Here is a 16,792-nt window from a genome sequence, read left to right on the forward strand (position 1 = left end):
TCATTAGACCTTGGCATTCGTTTTAGCGGGCAAAGAGTTATTGCCGTATTAATAACACTGGAAGATTTCGAAAAATTATCAGGTTTTTTGTCAGATTAGATTATTCTAATGCGTCTACCTGTGTAATTAACAGGTTCGGACCCTAGAAGTTTTCCTTGAACCACGATCCCAACCGACCCCAGCGACCACCCGATTGGCGGATTTGCGCCATGGCTTCGCTTAGCGGATCGTTTTGTTGTTCAATGGACCGCAAAAGCAGGCCCGCAGCGGCGGAAAAAGCCGGTCCGGCGGTGGCATCGGCAAGGCCCGAAACCCCGTGCGGGGTGGCAATGGTTGCCGGGCGTTCAAACATCTGACTGGCCAGATCGGCAATCGCGTTAAGCTGGCTGGCCCCGCCGGTCAGAACGATGGATCGACCGCCAATCTGCGATAACCCGTGTTCGTCAAGCTGATCCCGGATCAGTTCGAATGTTTCTTCAAGGCGCGGTTTGATGATGTTGATCAACATCGACCGCGGCACATGGTTGACGTTGTTTTCGTCTTCGTCCCCAATTACCGGCACGGCCAGAATTTCCTGATCATCGGATGGCGATGTCAGCGCACTGCCATGCAGCGTCTTCATCCGTTCGGCATGGTTAAGCGACGTATTTAAACCATAGGCAATATCGCGCGTCACATGTGCCCCGCCGACCGGCACGGTTGCGGTATATATCACCTGACCACCATGGAAAACAGCGACACTGGTGGTGCCCGCCCCCATATCGATGACGGTTGCGCCAAGATCGCGCTGATCGACGGTTAATGCCGACAGACCCGATGCCAATGGCGTCACCACCGTTTCCTCGATGGCAAGATGGCAGCGCCCCAAAAGGGTTTCCAAATTGCGAAGCGGGGCGGTTTGGGTGCGCACGAAATGCAGATCAAGTCCGACGACCGAGCCATACATGCCGCGCGGGTCCCGCAATCCGGTGGCGGAATCAACCCGAAAGCCAAGCGGTACGGTGTGGATCAGCTCATCGCCAGCCTGACGCAGCATGGCTTCTTTCTGATCATTCAGCTTGCGGATTTCCAGATTGCCAATCGGACGCGAGCCCAGCGGCAGCTCAACCGTATGGGTTTCGGATTCGGGGCGGCCGCCGGATAAATTGACGATAACGGACTCAATGGTATGGCCCGCCATTTTTTCAGCCGCATTCACCGCCGCAAGGACAACTTCCTGTGCAGCGTCAAGATTGGCGATTGATCCACTTTGCAGCCCCTTGGACATATTATGTCCAATGCCGACGACTTTCGGGGGCTGGCCCTTTTCACGACGGGCAATAAAGCAACATACCTTGGACGTGCCGATGTCCAAGGCAGCGATCAAGCCTGATCTGGTTTTGTTGCGTGCCAATTGTTTGCTCTGAACTTTTTAAAAATATAGTCGGGCTTTTTGCTGCCTGATCTTATGCCGGTTTTCGCCCATAAGCGGTTGCAAATTGGTTAAGGCAGCGAACGTTATGGCCATATTTCCGGTCTTATATCGTTTGTGTAACAAACAGCCGGGGTATTCGTTGCCCAATCTATCTGGATGGGACGATCGATTGAGCGGCTTCGACGACAAGGGGGGCGATTTCTGCTTCTGCCCGTTCGGTTGTCCATCGGATAGAGGGCAGAGAGCAATGAATGGCGCCAATCGGCGTCCCCTCGATCGAGCAAATTGCCGCTGCGATGTTGATTTCATCGGGCAGGACTTGCTTTTGTGTCAGGCAATATCCTTTTTCCCGGGCCATCAGGATATTGTCGAGTATGGCTTCGCGGTCGGTCGTGGTTTTGGGGGTGTATTGGGTGATTGGCCAGTCACGGACGCATTCGCGAATAACTGTTTCGGGTTTGCGGCTCAATATGACCCGCCCGGATGATGCGACAAGGGCCGGAACACGTCGACCAACTGCCGATGCACCAAAGTTCGTCCGATGGTTGGGCATGCGGACAACATATATAATATCGGTTCCGATTGGCTCGGCCATATTGATCGTCTGTGCGGTCTGGCGGCTAAGGTCAATAAGACGCGGCATCGCCAACTGGGCCAGATAATCAGACCACAGATAGCTATATGCCATTTCCAGATATTTGACCGATGGTTTGAACCGCCGTGTTTCGGCATTTTTTTCAAGATAGCCAAGTTCATGCAGCGTATTGGCATATCGTTGCGCCGCACTTTTTTCGAGCCCGGTGACCTTTACGATATCAGACAGCCCAAGTTCTGATCTGTCCTCGGAAAAGGCTTCGAGAACCAGCATGCCTTTTTCCAGAGATGTTACGAAAAGGGTATCCTGGCGCAACTTTTTCCCATCCGGCATGGTTTCATTTCCTCATGATTTCTTTTTTGTCCACATTATCATCGTTGACATGCAGCTTTTTGTTATCTTATCGTGGTGATATACAGTACGCTGTATTACAATATAATACAAAGTGTTTTCTATAAGACAAAGAAAAACACAAACATATATCAGGAGGCTATCATGAAACAGATCCTTAAGGGGGCTGGTGTATTTGCCCTTGTATTGGCCGCGTCTGGCGCGGCCCAGGCCGACAAGGCCAGCGATACACTTAATATTGCATTCACCAAAGAACTTGAAAATGTCGACAGTTTCTATAATTCGGCCCGCGAAGGGGTGATCTTGCAGCGATCCATCTGGGATGGATTGATTTATCGCGATCCCTATAGCGGCGAATACACAGGAAACCTTGCGACGGATTGGACCTGGGTTGACGATGTGACCCTGGATCTGAATTTGCGCGAGGGGGTTACATTCCATAATGGCGAACCCTTCGATGCTGATGACGTTGTCGCAACGGTTAACTGGGTTGCCGATGAAAAGAACGGGGTGAAAACCCAGCGTAACGTCAACTGGATGAAAAGTGCTGAGAAGCTCGAACAATTCAAAGTTCGTATACATCTGAAGGATCCGTTCCCGGCGGCGATTGAATATCTTGCCGGTCCGGTATCGATCTATCCCAATGAATATTATGCCAAGGTCGGCCCAACAGGTATGGGGCTTAACCCGGTGGGGACAGGTCCCTACAAGGTTGTTTCTGTCGAACCGGGCAAGCATTTCGTTCTGGAAAAATACGAAAACTATCACAAGGATAGCCCAAAGGGGCAGCCGAAGATCGGGCATCTTGATATTCGGACCATCCCCGATTTCAATACCCAGGCGGCTGAATTGTTTAGCGGCGGGCTGGACTGGATTTGGCAGGTGCCGCCAGATCAGGCCGAAAGCCTCGGTGCGATGGGCAGTTTCACCGTTGCCAATGAAAGCACCATGCGGATTGGCTATCTGACATTTGACGGGGCCGGGCGCACCGGTGCGGGTAATCCGCTGACCAAAAAACTTGTCCGTCAGGCGATCTCCCATGCGATTGACCGCAAGACAATTGTTGCGGCATTGCTCAAAGGCAACTCGCGTGTCGTTAATTCTTTCTGCTTCCCGTCACAATTTGGCTGCGAGCAGGACGTCACCACCTATGATTATGATCCGCAAAAAGCCAAAGAACTGCTTGCAGAAGCCGGATACCCCGATGGTTTGGAAATTGATTTCTATGCCTATCGCAATCGTGAATATGCCGAAGCCATGCTGGGCTATCTCGAAGCCGTTGGGATCAAAACCAACTTCAAGTTGTTGCAATATTCCGCATTGCGTGAACTGACAATGAAGGAAGGCGTTCCGATGTCGTTCCAGACTTGGGGTTCGTATTCAATCAATGATGCATCGGCCAGTGTCAGCCAGTATTTCAAGTTCGGTTCGCTCGATACCACGCAAGACCAACAGATCAAGGACTGGCTTGATGTTGCTGATAGCTCGGTGGATCCCGAAAAACGCAAGGAATACTATTCCAAGGCGTTGAAGCGGATTGCCGACGAAGCATTCTGGCTGCCGTTGTTCTCCTATAACGCCAACTATGTCTTCACTCAGGATCTGGATTATGCGCCGACGACGGATGCTATTCCGCGTTTCTTCCAGATGAGCTGGAAATAATCCTCCGAATCAGGGGTTCAGAACGGTGTTGGTATATACTTTAAAAAGGCTTGGCTTGGCCTTGTTGGTGACGCTTGCGGTTTCCATGCTCAGTTTCGCGCTTCTCTATCTTTCAGGGGATCCCGCGGCGGCCATTGCAGGTGAAACCGCATCTGCATCTGACATTGAAGCCGTAAGGCACTATTACGGTTTTGATCGGCCATGGGTCGTGCAGTATGGCGAATGGATGTTTAATGCGATCAGGGGGGATTTCGGCGAAAGTTATTACTTTAAATTGCCGGTATCGCAACTGGTCAGTGAACGTCTTTCCGTAACGATGATACTCGGTGTTTGCGGAATATCATTTGCCCTTCTGACGGCTGTACCTTTGGGGGTTGCCGCCGCCGTTCGCCCCAACAGCTTTATTGACCGGATTGCCTTGTTTATCTCGGTCATGGGGCAAGCCATGCCAAGTTTCTGGTTTGGCTTGGTCCTGATTGTTATCTTCAGCATCAAATTCAGAATTCTGCCGCCGTCCGGCTCGGACGGCTGGCAGAACTTTGTGATGCCGACCGTGGTGTTGGGGTATTACGCGATGCCCGCCATCATGCGGTTGACCCGTGCCGGTATGCTTGATGTGCTGGGGGCGGATTATGTTCGCACCGCGCGCGCCAAAGGGGCCGGTGAATTTCGGGTCATGTTCAAACACGCTTTGCGCAATGCGATTATCCCGGTTGTCAGTCTGGCCGCCGTCCAGATGGGCTTTATGCTGGGCGGTTCAATCGTGGTTGAATCGATTTTTGCCTTGCATGGGGCGGGTTACCTTGCGTGGGAATCAATTGGCCGGAACGATTTGCCGACTGTGCAGGCATTGATCCTTATCTTTTCGCTTTTCTATATCGTCTTCACGTTTTTGTCTGATTTGTTGAATGCATGGCTCGACCCACGCATGAGGGTAGGTTGATATGACAAATACGACTGAAACCATGAATAATGATGTGACGGGCCCAACCCCCGGTCAGATTCTTTGGTCAAAAATATTGGGTCATCGCGGCCTGATGTTTGGATCGATTGTTCTTCTGATCATCATCGTAATGGCAATCTTTGCCCCGCTTCTGTCGCCTCATGACCCTTATCATCAGGATTTGATGGCGCGGATTATTCCGCCGGTTTGGGACGCAAGGGGAAGTTGGGATCATATCCTTGGAACCGATCATCTGGGGCGCGATTATCTGTCGCGATTGCTTTATGGCGCGCGTATTTCGCTGGCGATTGGTGGCGTGGCGGCGATCATTTCGGGGGTCATCGGGACCTGTATGGGGGTTGCTGCCGGGTATTTCGGTGGTCGTGTTGATAACTGCGTGACGTTTCTGATCAATGTCCGTCTTGCGATGCCGGTGGTGCTGGTTGCACTGGCGGTGGTCGCGGTATTTGGCGGGTCACTGCAAGTCGTGATCATCGTGCTTGGGTTATTGCTGTGGGATCGGTTTGCCGTTGTGATGCGGTCTGCGACATTGCAGTTGCGATCCATGGAATATGTGACAGCGGCCAAGGCGATCGGCTGTTCGACCAAGCGCATTATCTTTAGCGAAATCATGCCCAATATCGCCAACAATCTTATCGTGATTGTAACGCTTGAAATGGCGCATGCCATTCTTCTTGAAGCAGCCCTGTCGTTTTTGGGGCTTGGCGTGCAACCACCAACGCCGTCCTGGGGGCTGATGGTTTCCGAAGGCAAGCAGATGCTTCTGTTCGAGCCATGGATGATCTCGATACCCGGTGTTGCGCTTTTCATTCTTGTTCTTGCAATCAATTTGCTGGGCGATGGTTTGCGTGATGTTTCTGCACCCGAGAACCGCAACTAGGGGCAAAGAAAATGGAAAATATCCTTTCTGTGCGCGGGCTGAAGGTTGATATTCCGCTGGCTGCGGGAACCCTCCATGCTGTTCGCGGTATTGATTTTGAAGTACGGCGTGGGGAAACCCTGTGTGTTGTTGGTGAATCCGGAAGCGGCAAATCACTGACGTCGCTTGCGATTATGGGATTGTTGCCCAAACAGGCACAACGATCCGCAGATCGCCTTGATTTCGCGGGTGTTGATTTGCAACACGCCAGCAATCGCGACATGCGCAAACTGCGTGGCGATCGGATTTCGATGATCTTTCAGGAACCGATGACGTCGCTTAATCCCGCTTATACCATCGGCGATCAATTGACCGAGGCATTGCTGCTTCATCGCAAGGTTGGCAAAGCCGCGGCACGTAACCGTGCGATTGAACTGCTTGAAAAAGTAGGGATTACCGCCGCTGCCAGCCGTATGAAACAGTATCCGCATCAATTGTCCGGCGGTTTGCGCCAAAGGGTGATGATTGCGATGGCCCTGATGTGCGAGCCGGATCTGATCATTGCCGATGAACCGACAACTGCCCTTGATGTCACCATTCAGGCGCAGATCCTGCGATTGCTTAAGGATCTGCAACGTGAATTGAATATGGCAATGATCCTGATCACCCATGATCTTGGTGTGGTGGCGCGTGTCGCGGATAAAGTTGCCATCATGTATGCGGGGGAAATGGTCGAAGCCGGAACCGTAAACGAGGTGTTCACAGAACCACGGCATCCCTATACCCGCGGGTTGCTGCGCTGTATTCCGGTGCCGGGCCGTACCAAAGCCGGTGAACATCTTGGGTCTATTCCCGGGATTGTGCCGTCGCTGATCGGGAACATGCCCGGATGTGCGTTTCGCAGTCGCTGTGACGAAGCCATCCCGGCCTGTGCCGCAGATATTCCAAAACGGTTGTCATCTTCGGGGCATCTTTATCGCTGTGTTCACGACTATGGCCCGTTGTCTTCATTATCCTCATCATCTGGGCTTCAGGCAAAGTCGGGGGAAGCGTGATGTCAGTTCCGGTTCTTGAACTTGAAAACGTATCCAAAACCTTCTCGATCAAGCAGGGTATCTTTGGCAAACGTAAGGAACTCAAAGCGGTTGATCATCTTAACCTGAGCCTTGAAAAGGGCGAGGTTCTTGGTCTGGTTGGCGAATCTGGATGTGGTAAAAGTACACTTGCCCGTATTCTTTTAGGACTTGAATCCCCGACGCAGGGACGGGTTCTTGTCGATGGCGAGGATATCACCACCCGCGATCGATCCTATCTTGCACGCCGTATTCAGCCGATTTTTCAGGACCCGTATTCGTCCTTGAACCCGCGCAAAACCATTGCCGACATTATTTCATTACCCTTGCGGGTTCATAAAGTCGGTGCATCGCGTGATTGGGATAAACAGACAAGCGATATTCTTGATGTTGTTGGTTTGCCTCAGCGGGTTTTGCGCAGTTATCCAAGTCAGCTTTCCGGCGGGCAGCGCCAGCGTGTCGCGATTGCGCGTGCGCTGATCATGAAGCCCGAAATCGTGATTTGCGATGAACCGACATCGGCACTCGATGTGTCGGTTCAGTCGCAAATTCTCAATCTTTTGTCGGATTTACGTGATGAATTGGGACTGACCTATTTGTTCATCAGTCACAATTTGGCGGTGGTTGAACATCTCGCGACCCGGGTTGCGGTGATGTACCTTGGCCGTATCGTCGAAGAGGCAAAGGCTTCGGCACTTTTCGCCGGGCCAGATCATCCATATACCTCGGCCTTGCTGGAATCTGTGTTAACCCCGGATCCGTCACTTGGCGTTCCTGATACGCAATTGGGCGCGGTGTTTCCCAATCCGATTAACCCGCCCAGCGGGTGTCATTTTCATCCCCGTTGTCCCAAAGTAATGGATATTTGTTCGCAAAAAGCGCCTGAAATGGTGCTGCGCGATGGCAAGCGGATTGAATGTCACCTGTTCGCGCCAGAGGCCGTATCCGCATGACCACCGATAATTTTTCCAATTCCCAATCAACCCGGAAAACCGTTGTAACGGCAGTGGATGGCGGTGTTGTTGCCGCACAGCATAAACGCGGGGCGCAAATCGGTGCCGAAATCCTGTCAGCAGGCGGCGATGCCATTGATGCCGCGATTGCGACCTCTTTTGCGATGGGGGTTCTTGAACCATGGATGAGTGGCCCGGCAGGCGGGGGGGCGATGATGATTTATCGCGCTGACGAAGACCGGACTTATACCATCAATTTCGGCATGCGTTCACCCGCAGGGCTTGATCTGGCGGATTATCCGCTTTCAGGCGCGGGGGTTGCCGGGGATTTGTTCCCTTGGGCGCGGGTTGTGGGCGACCGCAATCAGATCGGTGGCGGTGCGATTGCGGTGCCTGGTACGGTGGCCGGGATGGAATTGGCCTTTAACCGTTTTGGCACGATGGCGTGGCGTGACCTTGTATCGCCTGCGGCAAAGCTGGCGGGGGATGGATTGCCTGTCGATTGGTATGCGGCCCTTCTGATCGCGGCAAGTACCCGCGAACTGGCCAAAAATCCGACGGCGGCGGAAACCTTCCTTGAAGACGGGCAATGGCCAACCATTGCAGGCTGGACCGCCCTTTCAGACAAGCGCATCAACCTTGATAAGATGGCTGTCACCTTGCAGCGAATTGCCGATAAGGGCGCCCGCGAATTTTACGAAGGCGAACTGGCCGCGGAAATTGTTGCCGATGTTCAGGCCGTTGGCGGGTCGTTGTCTCTGGACGATATGAAATCCTATCAGGCAACGGTGTCTGATCCGCTTGCCACATCCTATCGCGGCGGAACGGTCTATACCCCTGCGTCGATGACGGCCGGGGAAAACCTGGCGGAATGTCTGGGGCTGCTGGAACAACAAAGCTTTGACGGGGCGATGCCGGGGGCTGATGCCTATGGGGCGTATGTTACGGCTTTAAAGGCGACGTATGAGCGCCGTTTGCGTGACATGGGCGATGTCGATGATAGTCGCGCCCCGACCTGTACCACCCATTTCAGTGTGACCGACCGGCATGGAAATATGGTTGCCGTTACCCAAACGTTGCTGTCAATTTTTGGGTCAAAAGTCGTGCTGCCGGGCAGTGGACTTTTGATGAATAACGGTATTTTGTGGTTTGACCCGGAACAGGGAAAACCGAATTCCCTTGCGCCGTCAAAGCGTTGTTTGATGAATGTATGCCCGCTTATCGGGCATCACAAAGATCAAAGATTTGCGATTGGTGCATCGGGCGGGCGCAAGATTTTGCCCGCTGTCTTGCAACTGACATCCTTCCTGATGGATTTCGACATGGGGTTTGAGGACGCCTTTCATCAGGCGCGGCTTGATTACAGCGGCGGTGATGCGGTGATCATCGATCAAAGCCTTTCGGATGAAATCGTGCGCGCCATAAGTGACCGGCATCATTGTGTCACCACGCGCCGGACTGTTTTCCCCTATGCCTTTGCCTGTCCTGCGGGCGTTCTTAATCGCGGAAATATCAATCAGGGCATGACGGAAATTATGTCGCCTTGGGGCGATGCCGTGGCTGAAACACACACTCCCATTGCAGATAAATAAAAAGGATCAATCAATGTCAACGCGTGCTGATGCAATCGAAAATGTGACCCGATATTTTGATGATGGGCGTTTCCTTGGTGAATTGGGCCAGATGGTTGAACGGCAAACCGAAAGCCAGAAACCCGAAAGCATTGATGCGCTTTATGGCTATTTGAACGATCTGATGATCCCGATGCTTGGCAATATGGGCTTTAAAACCCGTATAATTGAAAACCCAAAGCCGGGATTTGGGCCATTTTTGTTTGCCGAGCGTCACGAAGGGGCTGATTTGCCAACCATTTTGACCTATGGGCATGGCGATGTCATTCGTGCCCAGCATGGCGAATGGCGTGATGGGCTTGATCCCTTCAAGCTGGTTGTCGAAGGTGACAAGGTTTACGGGCGGGGTACGGCTGATAACAAGGCCCAGCATTGCATCAATCTGGCAGGGTTGCGTGCGGTGATTGAAACCCGTGGATCGTTGGGATTTAATTGCAAGGTCATCCTTGAGATGGGCGAAGAAACCGGCTCGCCGGGGCTGGCCGAATTGTTTACCGCCCATCGCGATCTGTTTGCTGCCGATGTTTTAATTGCCTCGGATGGGCCGCGCCTGAATGCCAAACGCCCGACCATGTTTATGGGATCGCGCGGCGCGATTAATTTTGCCCTGTCGGTCAAATATCGTGAAGGTGGCCATCATTCCGGCAATTGGGGTGGTTTGTTAAAGGACCCGACAATTGTTCTGTCCCATGCCATTGCCTCGATCGTTGACCATCGCGGCCAGATCAAGATACCCGAATGGCGCCCGGATAGTTTGACCGATGAGATTAAAGAAGCGCTAAAAGACTGCGCGATCACGCCATCAGATAGCGGCCCGCAAATTGCCCCGGACTGGGGGGAAGAGGGGCTGACGTTTTCTGAAAAAGTGTATGGCTGGAACAGCTTTGCCGTTCTGGCAATGAAGACGGAAAATGCCAGCAAGCCGGTTAATGCGATCGCGCCGGAAACCGTTGCGCATTGCCAATTGCGTTATGTTGTTGGTACGGACCCGGATGATATTTTACCCGCCTTGCGCCGTCATCTGGATCAGCATGGTTTCCAGGATGTTGATATTATGCCCGCTGACAAGGGGTTTTTCCGTGCAACCCGGCTTGATCCGACCCATCCGTGGGTGTTGCGGGTAAAGGAATCGATCACTAAAACAACCGGTGAAAAGCCTGCCGTTCTGCCAAATCTTGGCGGGTCGCTGCCTAATGATACATTTGCTTATATCCTTGAAATGCCAACAGTTTGGGTGCCGCATTCCTATCCGGCCTGTTCACAGCACGCACCGAACGAACATATTTTGCAAAGCCTCAGTCGTCAGGCCCTGCAAATGATGGCGGGTGTTTTCTGGGATATCGGCGATAACACTAAATAGTCCGGCGAAAATTTGGTAAGGCCCGTATTTATTAAAGGGCTTGGGCTTGTGTGGGTCCGGATGGGGCTTTGATTTGATCCCTCCGGGCCTGCTTCTTTTGTATGTGACTTATCGCGTTGGGATGCCGTTGTTATTGGGGGCAGATCCCAAAGCGGCTCTAATGAAGTTCTGTTCTGATCTTATGCCGGTTTCCGCGCTTAAGTGGCGGCCAATTGGTTAAGGCAGGGTGGAGTCTTCTGCATTGCAGGTCTTTAATCGGTATATCATCGATATTGCGGTGCAAAATAGAAACTCAATCAACCACCGGTTTCTCTCCTGTTTGTCAATTGCTGTACTGCAACGTTACAGGTCTCGCTTGACTATCACCTGTAACGTTGCAGTAATTAGTCGCCAAATCAAAAAACCAACAGGGAGGAAACAATATGTTTCTTGGCAAAATGACACGTGCCGGGATCGGTATGATCGCGGCATTGGGGCTTTCGACCAGCATTGCAACGGCACAGGAAAGTGTTGAAGTTCTGCACTGGTGGACGGCGGGCGGCGAAGCCAAGGCACTTCAGGTTCTGAAAAAGGACCTCGAAAGCCAGGGCGTTTCATGGAATGACATGCCGGTTGCTGGCGGTGGTGGCGAACAGGCGATGACTGTTTTGCGCGCACGCGTCACATCGGGCAACGCGCCAACTGCGGTTCAGATGCTTGGTTTTGATATCAAGGATTGGGCCGGCGAAGATATTCTGGCCAATCTTGATGAACTGGCCGCCAAGGAAGGCTGGGACGATGTTGTTCCTGATGCGCTGAAAGACTTTTCAAAACATGATGGTCATTGGATTGCCGCCCCGGTCAACGTGCATTCGACCAACTGGGTCTGGGCCAACAAGGCCATCTTTGACGAGCTTGGCATCAACCAGCCGACCGATTGGAATGAACTGATCGCCGCCCTTGATAAAATCAAGGCTGCTGGTTACACCGCCGTTGCCCACGGTGGTCAGGCATGGCAGGACGCGACCATCTTTGACGCGGTGGTCATGGCAACCGGTGGTCCGGATTTCTATCAGGCATCAATGATCGATACCGATCCCGATGCGCTGGGGTCTGACACCATGAAAACCGTGTTTGATCGCATGGCACAACTGCGTGGTTATGTTGATGATAACTTCTCGGGCCGCGATTGGAACCTTGCAACCGCGATGGTGATCAACAAGGAAGCCGGTGTGCAGTTCATGGGCGACTGGGCCAAGGGTGAATTCCTCAATGCCGGTAAAGTCCCGGATACTGATTTCCTGTGCTTCCGTTTCCCGGGAACGCAGGATGCGGTAACGTTCAACTCTGACCAGTTTGTCATGTTCAAGGTCGGTGAAGACCGTCAGGACGCTCAGATGAAGCTGGCATCCGCCGTTATGTCGCCAACCTTCCAGTCAGCTTTTAACGTGGTCAAGGGATCGGTTCCGGCACGGACAGACGTTCCGAATGATGCCTTTGATGCCTGTGGTAAAAAAGGCATGGCCGAACTGGCTGCGGCCAATAAAAAAGGCACGCTGTTTGGATCAATGGCACATGGCCATTCGGTTCCGGCCGGGGTTAAAAATGCGATGTATGACGTGATCACCGCGCATTTCAACGGCGAATATGACAGTGCTACGGCAGTTGAAGAACTCGTCAACGCCGTCGAATCCGCTCAATAAGACCAAAAAACAAACCGGCGGCCGGATCAGCATTCCGGCCGCCGGATAAAGTGCGGAGCATTCCTTATGCAACCATCCTTGCCCAGCAAGGCTCAGGCAACCCTGCGCGAGGTTCTGCCCCGTCTGGTGCTAAGCCCAAGCCTGTTTTTGATCCTGTTATTTGTTTATGGATTTATCATTTACACCGGCTATCTGTCGTTGACCGACAGCCGGATGCTGCCAAGCTATGAGCTTGACGGTTTTGGCAATTATACCAAGCTGTGGGGGCAGCGTAACTGGCTGATCGCGCTTCAGAATCTGGCGATTTTCGGCATTCTTTACATCGCGATATGTTCGGTTCTTGGGTTGGTTCTGGCGATCCTGCTCGATCAGAAAATCCGCGGCGAAGGTATCTTGCGCCCGATTTATCTGTATCCGATGGCGCTGTCTTTCATTGTGACCGGTACGGCATGGAAATGGTTTCTGGATCCGGGGCTGGGGCTTGAAAACACCATGCATCTGTGGGGCTGGGAAAGTTTCACTTTTAACTGGATCAAGGATCGCAACATGGCGATCTATACCGTGGTCATTGCCGCTGTCTGGCAATCATCGGGCTTTGTCATGGCAATGTTTTTGGCCGGTTTGCGAGGGATCGATAGCGAAATCCTGAAAGCCGCCCAGATGGATGGCGCAAGTCGTTGGTCGCTTTATACCCGCATCGTCATCCCGCAACTCCGCCCGGTTTTCCTGTCGGCCTTTGTGGTTTTGGCCCATCTGGCGATCAAGGCCTATGACCTTGTGATTGCCTTGACCAATGGCGGGCCGGGGCGGGCGACCGAATTACCGGCAACCTTTATGTATTCATACACCTTCACGCGCAATCAGATGGGGGTTGGCGCATCATCGGCGGTGATCATGCTGGCGATGATTGCCTCGATCATTGTGCCCTATCTTTATTCCGAACTCAGGGAGCGTCGCTGATGTCACGTTCAACGCAACCCTCCTTTGGGATCGAAAAATTGCTGCGGGCAGCGCTTTATTCGGTTCTGATCCTGTTTGCGGTTTATTACCTGTTGCCGCTGTTTGTCATGCTGGTCAATTCGGTCAAGACGCTGGATGAAATCCGCGGCGGCAACATGATGTCGCTGCCCGAAGTCTTCACCTTTGAACCTTGGCTGGTGGCGTGGTCCAAGGCCCAGATCGGGGTCGAACCCACCGGGTTAAGCCCGTATTTCATCAATAGCATCATGATGGTCGTACCGGCGGTGACGATATCAACCGCCCTTGGTGCGTTAAACGGTTATGTCCTGACCAAATGGCGGTTTCCCGGCGACAAAATCATTTTTGGCCTAATGCTATTTGCCTGCTTTATCCCGTTTCAGATTGTTCTGATCCCGATGGCACGTGTGCTGGGGATTATTGGAATGGCCGGGACGACAAGCGGTCTGGTTTTGGTGCATGTGGTTTACGGGCTTGGCTTTACCACGTTGTTTTTCCGCAATTATTACGCGGCCTTCCCGGACGAGCTGATCAAGGCGGCCAAGATGGACGGGGCCGGGTTCTGGCGGACTTTTACCCGTATTCTGTTGCCCAGTTCCGGGCCGATCATTGTGGTGACCGTGATCTGGCAGTTTACCAATATCTGGAATGACTTCCTGTTTGGCGCGTCGTTTGCCGATTTTGATTCGATGCCAATGACAGTGGCGCTGAACAACCTTGTGTCGTCTTCGACCGGGGTCAAGGAATACAACGTGCACTTTGCCGGTGCGGTGCTTGCCGCCCTTCCGACATTGGTCGTTTACGTCGTTTCCGGGCGCTATTTCGTCCGTGGATTGATGGCCGGTGCGGTTAAGGGCTAGGCCAAAGAGGCCAAAAAAGAAAAGAATGACAAGGAAGCTATGATGTCCTTTCTACAAATCGACAAGGTCTGCAAAAGTTTCGGCACAATCAAGGTTTTGCGCGATATCTCGCTTGATGTTGAAGAGGGCGGTTTTCTCGTCCTTGTCGGCCCGTCGGGCTGTGGCAAATCAACCTTGCTCAACACGATTGCCGGGCTGGAAAAACTGACCACCGGTGAAATCCGCATTGATGGCAATGTTATTGATGATCTGCCGCCGTCTGAACGCAATATCGCGATGGTCTTTCAAAGCTATGCGCTTTATCCGAATATGAATGTCGGACAGAACATTGCCTTTGGCCTTGAAATGCGCGGCATGCCCAAGGATGAACGCGACGTCAAGGTGCGCGATGTCGCCAAAACGCTTCAGATCGAACATCTTTTGGATCGCAAACCCGGCCAGCTTTCCGGCGGTCAGCGCCAGCGCGTTGCGATGGGGCGCGCTCTTGTGCGTAATCCGCAATTGTTCTTGTTTGATGAACCGTTATCAAACCTGGATGCCAAGTTGCGCGTCGATATGCGGACTGAAATCAAACGGATGCATCAAACCTTGGGCACGACGATTGTTTATGTCACCCATGACCAGATCGAAGCCATGACTTTGGGCACGCGGATTGCGGTTCTAAAGGACGGTATTGTGCAGCAATACGGGACCCCGGCCGAAATTTATAACGATCCGTCCAATTTGTTTGTTGCTGATTTTATGGGGTCACCGGCGATGAACCTGATCCCGGCGGTGGTGCGGGGCAATGCGGTTGAAATGGCACGTACGGGCGAAAATCCGCTTGTGCTTGATTTCAAACAATTGCCCGGCGATGTGGCGGCCTATGAGGGGCGCAACATCATTGTCGGCATTCGGCCCGAAGCCATCACCGATGCCGATAACCGCGCCTTGGTGCGTGACGGGCAACAAGCCGTTACGGCATCGTGTCTGATTGATGTGGTTGAACCGGCCGGGGCGGATATTTTTGCCATTACCTCACTGGGCGGTAAGGAAGTTGTTACCCGCCTGCATCAGGATTGGTCCGGTCAGGCCAATCAACACGCCGAACTGGTGTTTAACCTTGAAAAGGTTGTGTTTTTTGATCCTGAAAGCGGCATAAGATTGCGCTAGATATCAACTGCTCTTGCAAAGCATATTCCCGGGAACGGAGGCGAAAACTACTGTCCGATCATGATCCTGCCGGTTCGCCGGGGCGCCCCGATGCTCCGGCCCGGCCGACGCTTAAAACCATCGCGGAAATGACCGGCCTTGGCGTGACGACTGTGTCGCGCGCGTTAAAGGACGCGCATGATATTAGCGCCAAAACCAAATTGCGGGTGCGCAAGGTGGCGGATGCGATTGGCTATCACCCGGATCGGGCCGGGGTGCGGTTGCGTACCGGCAAAACCAATGTCATTAGCCTGATTTTGGATCAGACCGACAAGGTGCCGGAATTCGCCCGGCGGCTGATTGTCGGGATATCGGATGTTATTCGCGGTACGCCCTATCACCTTGTTGTTACACCACAATCGCGCAGCGACGACCCGATGGACCCGGTGCGTTATATCCTCAATACCCGCGCCGCCGACGGGGTGATCATTACCCATATTCGCCCCGATGATGAACGGGTGCATGCCCTGCAAAAAAGCGGATTGCCGTTTGTCGCGCATGGCCGGTGTCTGAGCGCGCCGGATCATGCCTATCATGATTTTGATAACCGGGCCTTTTGCGAAATGGCGGCAAAACGCCTGATCGCGCGCGGGCGCAAACGCCTGGCGTTGTTATCGCCGCCATCGGAATTTTCCTATTATCAAGAAACACTTGCCGGGCTTGCGGCAGCCGCGCAAGAGGCCGGGATACCGTTTGAGGTGCTGCGCGGGATTGACCTTGATAGCAGCAGTGAAGTCTTGCGTCAGGCGGGCATGGCGTTGCGTCATCAGGACTATGTGCCTGATGGTGTGATTTGCGGCAGTGAATTATGCGCCATGGCCCTGATTGATGGCATGATTCAATCGGGGTTGGATGTTGGCCGTGATATCGATGTGATTGCCAAGGAAACGTCGGATTTGCTGAACTTTACCCGTCCGCGGATTGACAGTTTGCGCGAAGATTTGATCGTCGCCGGACAGCAATTGGCGACCCATTTGCTTGATGTGATCAAAGGTCACGATCATGCCACGTTGCAATCGCTCAGTGATCCGATCCCGGTCTGGCGCAACGAAATTTAGGCGCGCCGATTAAGGCCCGTTTCTACCGAATTTTCCGGCATGATTTTATTCATTAAAAATTGGCAATGAAGGTGATTATTCATTTTTAGTAAATTATCGTTTTGGCGCGAGAAATCAAATCGCGCCAACGTCGAAATTCATTATCATCATATTGTATGATT

14 protein-coding genes are annotated in these 16,792 nt (G+C 52.8%); 12 read left to right on the forward strand and 2 right to left on the reverse strand.

The features are described 5' to 3' along the window. Positions 1–142: 142 nt before the first annotated feature. Together ftsA and TALK_RS03930 are read right to left on the reverse strand one after the other, a co-directional pair. Positions 143–1,393: a cell division protein FtsA gene (ftsA, locus tag TALK_RS03925; protein WP_085616087.1), complete on the reverse strand. Its 1,251-nt coding sequence runs from the start codon at positions 1,391–1,393 to the stop codon at positions 143–145. A gap of 169 nt (positions 1,394–1,562) precedes the next feature. After that, positions 1,563–2,342, reverse strand: coding sequence for an IclR family transcriptional regulator (locus TALK_RS03930; protein WP_085616089.1), 780 nt, complete (start codon positions 2,340–2,342; stop codon positions 1,563–1,565). A gap of 162 nt (positions 2,343–2,504) precedes the next feature. On the opposite strand from TALK_RS03930, the gene TALK_RS03935 reads away from it, so the two are divergent. The 12 genes from TALK_RS03935 to TALK_RS03990 all read left to right on the forward strand — a co-directional run bounded on the left by TALK_RS03935 (position 2,505) and on the right by TALK_RS03990 (position 16,631). Next, positions 2,505–4,022 (forward strand): ABC transporter substrate-binding protein, encoded by a 1,518-nt coding sequence (locus tag TALK_RS03935; RefSeq protein ID WP_085616091.1) that lies wholly within the window; start codon positions 2,505–2,507, stop codon positions 4,020–4,022. Positions 4,023–4,047: 25 nt separating this feature from the next. After that, on the forward strand, positions 4,048–4,965 hold the full coding sequence (locus tag TALK_RS03940; RefSeq protein ID WP_085616093.1) for an ABC transporter permease: 918 nt from the start codon (positions 4,048–4,050) through the stop codon (positions 4,963–4,965). Between the two features lies 1 nt (position 4,966). Further along, entirely contained in the window at positions 4,967–5,866 is a 900-nt protein-coding gene (locus tag TALK_RS03945) for an ABC transporter permease (protein WP_085616095.1), read from the forward strand. 11 nt (positions 5,867–5,877) lie between these two features. Beyond that, positions 5,878–6,900 (forward strand): ABC transporter ATP-binding protein, encoded by a 1,023-nt coding sequence (locus tag TALK_RS03950; protein WP_085616097.1) that lies wholly within the window; start codon positions 5,878–5,880, stop codon positions 6,898–6,900. After that, positions 6,900–7,871, forward strand: coding sequence for an ABC transporter ATP-binding protein (locus tag TALK_RS03955; RefSeq protein WP_085616099.1), 972 nt, complete (start codon positions 6,900–6,902; stop codon positions 7,869–7,871). Before TALK_RS03950 ends, TALK_RS03955 begins: the two co-directional genes overlap by 1 nt. Further along, positions 7,868–9,463, forward strand: a complete 1,596-nt coding sequence (locus TALK_RS03960) for a gamma-glutamyltransferase family protein (protein WP_085616101.1) — start codon at positions 7,868–7,870, stop codon at positions 9,461–9,463. The genes TALK_RS03955 and TALK_RS03960 overlap by 4 nt, the downstream gene beginning before the upstream one ends. Positions 9,464–9,476: 13 nt before the next feature. Beyond that, positions 9,477–10,862, forward strand: coding sequence for a M20 family metallopeptidase (locus TALK_RS03965; protein WP_085616103.1), 1,386 nt, complete (start codon positions 9,477–9,479; stop codon positions 10,860–10,862). A 422-nt stretch (positions 10,863–11,284) separates the two neighbouring features. Next, positions 11,285–12,544 (forward strand): ABC transporter substrate-binding protein, encoded by a 1,260-nt coding sequence (locus tag TALK_RS03970; protein ID WP_085616105.1) that lies wholly within the window; start codon positions 11,285–11,287, stop codon positions 12,542–12,544. Positions 12,545–12,610: 66 nt separating this feature from the next. Then, on the forward strand, positions 12,611–13,504 hold the full coding sequence (locus TALK_RS03975; RefSeq protein WP_085616107.1) for a carbohydrate ABC transporter permease: 894 nt from the start codon (positions 12,611–12,613) through the stop codon (positions 13,502–13,504). Further along, on the forward strand, positions 13,504–14,382 hold the full coding sequence (locus TALK_RS03980) for a carbohydrate ABC transporter permease (protein WP_085616109.1): 879 nt from the start codon (positions 13,504–13,506) through the stop codon (positions 14,380–14,382). Before TALK_RS03975 ends, TALK_RS03980 begins: the two co-directional genes overlap by 1 nt. A gap of 42 nt (positions 14,383–14,424) precedes the next feature. Next, on the forward strand, positions 14,425–15,534 hold the full coding sequence (locus TALK_RS03985) for an ABC transporter ATP-binding protein (RefSeq protein ID WP_085616111.1): 1,110 nt from the start codon (positions 14,425–14,427) through the stop codon (positions 15,532–15,534). 119 nt (positions 15,535–15,653) lie between these two features. After that, positions 15,654–16,631, forward strand: coding sequence for a LacI family DNA-binding transcriptional regulator (locus TALK_RS03990; protein WP_281251275.1), 978 nt, complete (start codon positions 15,654–15,656; stop codon positions 16,629–16,631). Positions 16,632–16,792 lie beyond the last annotated feature (161 nt).

The sequence above is a fragment of the Thalassospira alkalitolerans genome (assembly GCF_002115745.1).
Taxonomy (GTDB): domain Bacteria; phylum Pseudomonadota; class Alphaproteobacteria; order Rhodospirillales; family Thalassospiraceae; genus Thalassospira; species Thalassospira alkalitolerans.

Excerpts from the sequence above, each read along its gene's own strand:
- TALK_RS03930 (WP_085616089.1), bottom strand. The coding sequence starts at position 2,342 with ATGCCGGATGGGAAAAAGTTGCGCCAGGATACCCTTTTCGTAACATCT.
- TALK_RS03980 (WP_085616109.1), top strand. The coding sequence starts at position 13,504 with ATGTCACGTTCAACGCAACCCTCCTTTGGGATCGAAAAATTGCTGCGG.
- TALK_RS03960 (WP_085616101.1), top strand. The coding sequence starts at position 7,868 with ATGACCACCGATAATTTTTCCAATTCCCAATCAACCCGGAAAACCGTT.
- TALK_RS03955 (WP_085616099.1), top strand. The coding sequence starts at position 6,900 with ATGTCAGTTCCGGTTCTTGAACTTGAAAACGTATCCAAAACCTTCTCG.
- TALK_RS03975 (WP_085616107.1), top strand. The coding sequence starts at position 12,611 with ATGCAACCATCCTTGCCCAGCAAGGCTCAGGCAACCCTGCGCGAGGTT.
- TALK_RS03935 (WP_085616091.1), top strand. The coding sequence starts at position 2,505 with ATGAAACAGATCCTTAAGGGGGCTGGTGTATTTGCCCTTGTATTGGCC.
- TALK_RS03965 (WP_085616103.1), top strand. The coding sequence starts at position 9,477 with ATGTCAACGCGTGCTGATGCAATCGAAAATGTGACCCGATATTTTGAT.
- TALK_RS03970 (WP_085616105.1), top strand. The coding sequence starts at position 11,285 with ATGTTTCTTGGCAAAATGACACGTGCCGGGATCGGTATGATCGCGGCA.
- TALK_RS03985 (WP_085616111.1), top strand. The coding sequence starts at position 14,425 with ATGTCCTTTCTACAAATCGACAAGGTCTGCAAAAGTTTCGGCACAATC.
- TALK_RS03945 (WP_085616095.1), top strand. The coding sequence starts at position 4,967 with ATGACAAATACGACTGAAACCATGAATAATGATGTGACGGGCCCAACC.
- TALK_RS03950 (WP_085616097.1), top strand. The coding sequence starts at position 5,878 with ATGGAAAATATCCTTTCTGTGCGCGGGCTGAAGGTTGATATTCCGCTG.